The organism is Acidiphilium sp. PM (assembly GCF_000219295.1).
GTDB lineage: Bacteria > Pseudomonadota > Alphaproteobacteria > Acetobacterales > Acetobacteraceae > Acidiphilium > Acidiphilium multivorum.
Genome location: NZ_AFPR01000546.1, coordinates 1 through 6,059, shown reverse-complemented (window position 1 = coordinate 6,059; position 6,059 = coordinate 1). Strand labels below are relative to the sequence as shown.

Below are 6,059 nucleotides of genomic sequence, written 5' to 3'. Positions count from 1 at the left end.
CGGCATCGCTCGCCGGGCGCGGCGGCGCGAGCGGCGCAACGGCCACCGGCCAGCCGCGTTCGGCAAGTCGCCGCGCCGCGACATAGCCATCCCCGCCATTGTTGCCCGGCCCGGCGAGTACCAGCACACGGCAGGGGCGGAATCGCCGCACGATCGCCCGCGCGACCGCGGTACCGGCATTCTCCATCAGCATGAGCCCGGAGACGCCGCATGACAGCGCCGCCGTATCGATCAGACCCATTTCCTGTGGCGTATATAAAGCGTCCATGCCGCCCATGTGGGACAGAAGGCGTCGTCTTTGCTAGTCTTCCGTCGAAAGTGGAGGCTCGGATGGCGCAGGTGATCGCGGTGGCGCAACAGAAAGGCGGCGCGGGCAAGACGATGCTGGCGACCCAGCTCGGCGTCGCCCTCGGAATGACGCGGCGGGTCGGCCTGCTCGACATCGATCCGCAGGGCTCGCTCGGCGCCTGGGCGCGGCTGCGCGCGGCCAATGCGAAGGCCCGTGCCGATCTCGCGGTCGAATCGGTGTCCGGATGGCGGCTCGCCAACACGCTCGACGCGATGCGCCGCGATTGCGACCTGCTCGTCATCGACACGCCGCCGGTGCTCGATTCCGACGCGCGGCGGGCGATCCGCGGCGCCGACCTCGTACTGGTGCCGCTGAACCCCTCACCGCCCGATCTCTGGGCGGCGGAAGGCACACTGACATTGGCGGCCGAGGAACGCCGCCCCGTCGCGCTGGTGTTCAACCGCGCACCGGCCGCCTCGAAACTGCGAAGACGCCTCGAAGCCGAGATCGCGGCACGGCGACTGCGACTGATCGACGAGGCGCTCGGCAACCGCGCCGCCTATGCGAACAGCTTCGCCGAGGGCCTGGGCGTCGCCGAAACCGGTCCATCAACGCTGGCCGGTACCGAAATCGCCGCCCTCGCCACCCGGCTTGCCTCGATCCTAGAGTGACCCTGTCCGGCTTCACGACGATCGGCGTGCTGTTGGCCGTTCATCTTGGCGGCTTTGCCATGTGGAGCGGTTTGCTGCTCGGCCTTCTCCTGGCCGGGCCGGGGCCGGGCGCCGTGGCGATCCGGCGCCAGCTCGACGCGGCGGTGCCGTTCATGGCGGTGACGCTCGCCACCGGCTGGGCCCTGGCGTTTGCAGAACAGGGACCACCGGAGCACTGGAACTGGACGGTGAACGCGATGCAGGCTCTCGGCATCGTGATGGCCGCCGTGCTCTTGGTCGCGCGATTCGGTGCGCTGTTTCTCTGGGAAGAAACGGACTCAGGGCCGGATGAGGAAGCAAAGGCAGCGGCGTATCGCCGCCTCGCCCGCCTCTTTGCGGCGGACCTTGCAATTTCCGGGGTGATTCTGGCAGTCGCGGTGGCCGGTCGCTACGGCTGACGGGCAATGTTTCATAAAAAACACGCCTGTCGCACCGCATGTAACACATTTTTTCTTTCAACAGCCCATATGCGACACGAAAGGGTCTTGCCCACGCCGGGAATCTCGGCCATTTATTGACTGTGGCGTTACGAAATTTTCGAAGATCGCAACCGAACACGGTTCGACTGCGAGCGTGAAGAGTTCGGGCGCCAGCCGCCAAGTTTAGGGAGCCTCTTTAAGTTGCATCAACGTGATGCCGGCCGGTCAAAGACCGGCCGTTTTTTTTGCGCTCTGCTGGATATGGAAAAGGCAAGGTGGGGGGCTTCTGTTGCCCGGCGCCCCCCGTGCCGCGCTTATCGCTTATGCAGCGACAGCGAGCGCCTCGAAGTTATCGTTGGCACTTGTGATACGGCCCGATGACGGCGGAACCATGCCGAGCGAAAGATGGGTCTTTACCACGCGTGTCGAGCCTGTTTCGCCCCCATGAAACCGCCGGCGGTTCGATTTGCGCAATGCGAACCGGACCGGCGGGGAAACTGGTGGAGGCGCCGGGTACTGCCCCCGGGTCCACTACGCTTATTCCACGCATCGTTTATCGCCATAGTCGGTTGCCCGACACGCTCTATATAGGTGAAGGACACCGGCTGTGAAAGATCCTGTTCTTGCCGATGGCGCCGGACGGGCATAGGACGATCGCTCAACCAGGGACTGCCGTCATGCCGCTCAGCGATTCCGACCGGACCGAGATCGAGGCCGCGCGCGCCGAAACCACGCCGACCCGCCGCGCCACCGTACCCACGCTCGAGGCCATGCTTTTCAGCGCGATTCCGGTGCTCGATCACGGTTTTGTCCGCGTCGTCGACTATATGGGCGACGATGCCGCCGTCGTGCAGGCGGCACGCGTCTCCTATGGCCGAGGCACCCGCAAGGTCAGCGAGGACGAGGGACTGATCCGCTACCTCATGCGCCACCGGCATTCCACACCCTTCGAAATGTGCGAGATCAAGCTGCACGTGAAGCTGCCGATCTTCGTCGCGCGCCAGTGGATCCGCCATCGCACCGCGAACGTGAACGAATATTCCGCGCGCTATTCGGTGATGGACCGCGAATTCTACATCCCCTCCCCGGCCAATCTCGCCGCCCAGTCGGCCAGCAACCGGCAAGGTCGGGGAGACCTGATCGAGGGCGACGAGGCGTCCGAGGTGCTTGCCATGCTGCGCGCGGATGCCGAGCGGAATTACAATCATTATGAGCGCATGCTGAACGAAGGCGGCGCCGATCCCTCTCGCCGCGGCCTCGCGCGCGAACTGGCCAGGATGAACCTGACCCTCAACACCTACACCCAGTGGTACTGGAAGACCGACCTGCACAACCTCTTCCACTTCCTGTCCCTGCGCGCCGATCCCCACGCCCAGTACGAGATCCGCGCCTATGCCGAGGCAATCCTCGATATCGCCCGCGCCTGGGTTCCGGCCAGTTGCCGCGCCTTCGAGGATTACCGCATGGGGGCCGCGACCTTCTCGGCCACGATGCTCGCCGCCCTGCGCCGGATGCTGGCCGGCGAACCCGTCGACCAAGCGCAATCCGGCCTGTCGAAGCGCGAATGGGCGGAAATGATGGCCGCACTCACCCCGCCCACGCCAGGCTGATCTGCGTACGGTCAAATTTTTCCGAAATATGTCCGCCGGTTGAACTTATGTCCTTGACGAGCGATGCCGCTTTCCCCGCAATAGTCAACGTTCGGGCACGGCCACGTCGCCGGCTCCGAGAGACTACGAGGAGCATCGTATGAATCGCGACCATCCGTTCATCGCCCAATGCGACAAGGCCCTGGCCGACATCCGCGCCGCCGGCCGCTACCGCCGCTTCGTGGCGCTGGAAAAGCTGGCAGATCGTTTCCCCTATTACAAGGTGACGATGGAAGGCCGCACCCAGGACATTCTGGTGTGGTCCTCAAACGACTATCTGGCCATGGGCACCGACCCCGAGGTGATCGAAGCCTCGATCGAGGCCGCGCGCACCATGGGCGCCGGCGCCGGCGGCACGCGCAACATCGCCGGCTCCTCCCCCATCCACGTCGCGCTCGAGGCCGAACTCGCCGCCCTGCACGGCAAGGATGCGGCCCTGCTCTTCACCTCCGGCTATGTCTCGAACCAGGCGACTCTGACCGCGATCCTCAACTCGATGCCCGGCTGGCACGTGTTTTCCGACGCGCAGAACCACAATTCGATGATCGTCGGCATCAAGGGCGGCAAGGCGGCGACTGTGCATGTCTTCGCCCATAACGACCTCGCCGATCTCGAAGCCCGTCTTGCGGCGGCGCCGGCGGATGCGCCGAAGATGATCGCCTTCGAGAGCGTCTATTCGATGGACGGCGACATCGCCCCGATCGGCGCGATCTGCGACCTCGCCGACAAGTATAACGCCATCACCTATCTCGACGAGGTTCACGCCGTCGGCATGTATGGGCCGCACGGTGCCGGCGTCTCCGAGCGCGACGGCGTTGCCCATCGGCTCACCATCATCGAGGGCACGCTGGCCAAGGCCTATGGCTGCCACGGCGGCTACATCGCCGGCGATGCCAGCGTGATCGACTATATCCGCTCGGTTGCGGCCGGCTTCATCTTCACCACCGCCCTGCCCCCGCCCACCGTCGCGGCGGCGCTTGCCTCGATCCGCCGGCTGAAGGTCGACCAGGCGCGGCGCGATACGCTGTTCGAACGGGCAAATCTGCTGAAATCGAAATTCGACCAGGCCGGCCTGCCGCGCCTGCCGACAGAGAGCCACATCGTCCCGCTGATGATCGGCAACGCGACACGGGCAACCGAAGTCTCGATGCGGCTGATCCGCGAATTCGGCATGTACGCAACTCCGATCAACTACCCGACGGTACCGGCTGGCACCGAACGGCTACGCTTCACACCGGGCCCCAAACATACGGAAGCGATGATGGACCAGCTCGTCGCCGCCTTGCGTCATATTCTTTCCGGCGAAACCGGAACGGTGGCGGCCTGACCCGGTCTTGCAGCCAGCGACGAGCCTCGCTATAGCCTCGCGCAGCGCCGACATAGCTCAGCGGTAGAGCAACTGATTCGTAATCAGTAGGTCCCCAGTTCAATCCTGGGTGTCGGCACCATTTTTTCCCATATTTTCCAATGAGTTATATTTTACGTATTCGGTCTTGGGTTTTTCAGGGTTGCACCGGGGATGCACGGGAGCCGATTTCGGCTGAACTCGGTTATCTCCGCTCCTTAACACTCACGCATCCGTGATGGCTTAATAAAGCTGCCGGATTCGGCAGGGGTGGGTGCCGGGGGATGGGGAGCGGAACGCGAACGCTGAAATGGCCCGGTTCACCCCCTCGCGAGAATTTTGACTTCTCACTGATGTTGATGCCAAATTGTTAAACCGCGCAGGCGTTGGTTACGTACCTTCATCTCTGAAAAAAATATACTGGAAATATAGATGAAAAATATATTTCTATTCGTCATGTTAACGCTTGTTTTGATGCCGTATGCATTAGCGCAACCGGTTTATGATGAATCTGTCATGGGTTCATTGGCATGTAAAAGCAAAAGCGATTTGGTGCATTTAATGTATATACTGCATCATAGTCCACCATCAACGCCGTTATATAAGATGGAGCAGCCATTAATAGTGTCTAGAAGATGCTTTTTGGTTTCTCCAGGACAAATTGCTATTATTAAGCCGTCTATGCAGAGCATAACTAATATAGAATTAAATTTTGGCTTATTTACAACAAAATCAGGTCGTGAGTTTTGGAGTTTCTTGGCAGGCTGGAAATACGTTGGAAACGTTCCAAGCTACGTACATTAAGATTGTATCATAATATAGGGTAAAGTTAATGAAGAAAACTATATGCTGGTTGGTGGTGATCTGTGCCATGTTGCCGTGGAGGGGATGGGGACAAGATGCAAACTATACTGAATCGGGTTGGTTTATAGTACTGACCAACGATACTTGTTCAGATATTCCAGGAGCGCCCGGTCAGAATATTCCGATGGACAATTACCAATTCGACAAGAAAAGGGGCCTTAAGGATAGACTGATTGCCCTTGTTGCCCCGAACGGCGTAGCGGTTGGTGTGATTGTCCTAACGCCAGCTTCATCAGATGGCCCACGCACTACTGCTGTATATTTCAAAACCCAATTATGGTGTGAAGCTTATAAAAATTCTCAAAATCAACTCAACCATGTGCCGTTAAACTGAATAGGAGAGTCAAAACGTTAAATAAACGTTCCCTGTCGTGGTTAAAGATATCGGATTGTAGCCTCCTAAGGTCGAGTTATTCTGGATAGACAATCCGATCTGTCGTAACTTTTACTCAGTAGTTGGCAATTAAACCGACATACGCTTTGCATTTGCGTTGATATAGAACCGATTGTATTGTTGCAGATGGATCGCCAATTGCGGACAACTGAGTAATGCTAATTGCGTGACCACATCAATTAATAAACAACCATTGTCCAGCCGCTCGGAAAAATATGCTCAACGATTTTTGTAAATAATAGACTAAAATTTTTCAAAATAAAAAAATTATATTTCGTGCAATCTAGGATTGCGGCCAATCACGGTCTTTGCCGTCGATTCCTAGTTGCCGAGCAAGTTTGAACAACGCAGTTCGGTTTTTCATCTCGAACGCCAGTTTCAGCACCCGG

General features: G+C 59.2%; 7 protein-coding genes, 1 tRNA gene and 1 other RNA gene. 7 read left to right on the top strand and 2 right to left on the bottom strand.

Going from position 1 to position 6,059, the window contains the following annotated elements:
• Window positions 1-241: NAD(P)H-hydrate epimerase (locus APM_RS17875; protein WP_039889195.1), on the bottom strand; the 241-nt coding region annotated here is incomplete at its 3' end.
• Between the two features lie 89 nt (window positions 242-330).
• Between APM_RS17875 and parA the strand changes: the two genes are divergently transcribed.
• Window positions 331-960, top strand: a complete 630-nt coding sequence (parA, locus tag APM_RS17870) for a ParA family partition ATPase (RefSeq protein ID WP_007424805.1) — start codon at window positions 331-333, stop codon at window positions 958-960.
• Window positions 957-1,397, top strand: coding sequence for a hypothetical protein (locus tag APM_RS17865; RefSeq protein WP_007424804.1), 441 nt, complete (start codon window positions 957-959; stop codon window positions 1,395-1,397). Before parA ends, APM_RS17865 begins: the two co-directional genes overlap by 4 nt.
• A gap of 295 nt (window positions 1,398-1,692) precedes the next feature.
• On the opposite strand, the gene ssrA is transcribed toward APM_RS17865, so the two are convergent.
• Window positions 1,693-2,035: a transfer-messenger RNA gene (ssrA, locus tag APM_RS20840) on the bottom strand.
• Between the two features lie 60 nt (window positions 2,036-2,095).
• Between ssrA and thyX the strand changes: the two genes are divergently transcribed.
• The 5 genes from thyX to APM_RS21785 all read left to right on the top strand — a co-directional run bounded on the left by thyX (window position 2,096) and on the right by APM_RS21785 (window position 5,610).
• Window positions 2,096-3,028: an FAD-dependent thymidylate synthase gene (gene thyX / locus APM_RS17860; RefSeq protein WP_007424803.1), complete on the top strand. Its 933-nt coding sequence runs from the start codon at window positions 2,096-2,098 to the stop codon at window positions 3,026-3,028.
• A 139-nt stretch (window positions 3,029-3,167) separates the two neighbouring features.
• A complete protein-coding gene (gene hemA, locus APM_RS17855) occupies window positions 3,168-4,394 on the top strand; it encodes a 5-aminolevulinate synthase (RefSeq protein ID WP_007424802.1) in 1,227 nt (408 codons plus the stop codon).
• A 46-nt stretch (window positions 4,395-4,440) separates the two neighbouring features.
• Window positions 4,441-4,515: transfer RNA gene (locus tag APM_RS17850), tRNA-Thr, on the top strand.
• A gap of 329 nt (window positions 4,516-4,844) precedes the next feature.
• The gene (locus APM_RS21790; protein ID WP_138919259.1) at window positions 4,845-5,216 is read left to right on the top strand and encodes a hypothetical protein; all 372 of its coding nucleotides are present in this window, start codon (window positions 4,845-4,847) and stop codon (window positions 5,214-5,216) included.
• A 28-nt stretch (window positions 5,217-5,244) separates the two neighbouring features.
• Entirely contained in the window at window positions 5,245-5,610 is a 366-nt protein-coding gene (locus tag APM_RS21785; protein WP_138919258.1) for a hypothetical protein, read from the top strand.
• Window positions 5,611-6,059: the final 449 nt, after the last annotated feature.

Coding starts and splice junctions, on each gene's coding strand:
- parA (WP_007424805.1), top strand. CDS start 331: ATGGCGCAGGTGATCGCGGTGGCGCAACAGAAAGGCGGCGCGGGCAAG.
- thyX (WP_007424803.1), top strand. CDS start 2,096: ATGCCGCTCAGCGATTCCGACCGGACCGAGATCGAGGCCGCGCGCGCC.
- hemA (WP_007424802.1), top strand. CDS start 3,168: ATGAATCGCGACCATCCGTTCATCGCCCAATGCGACAAGGCCCTGGCC.
- APM_RS21790 (WP_138919259.1), top strand. CDS start 4,845: ATGAAAAATATATTTCTATTCGTCATGTTAACGCTTGTTTTGATGCCG.
- APM_RS21785 (WP_138919258.1), top strand. CDS start 5,245: ATGAAGAAAACTATATGCTGGTTGGTGGTGATCTGTGCCATGTTGCCG.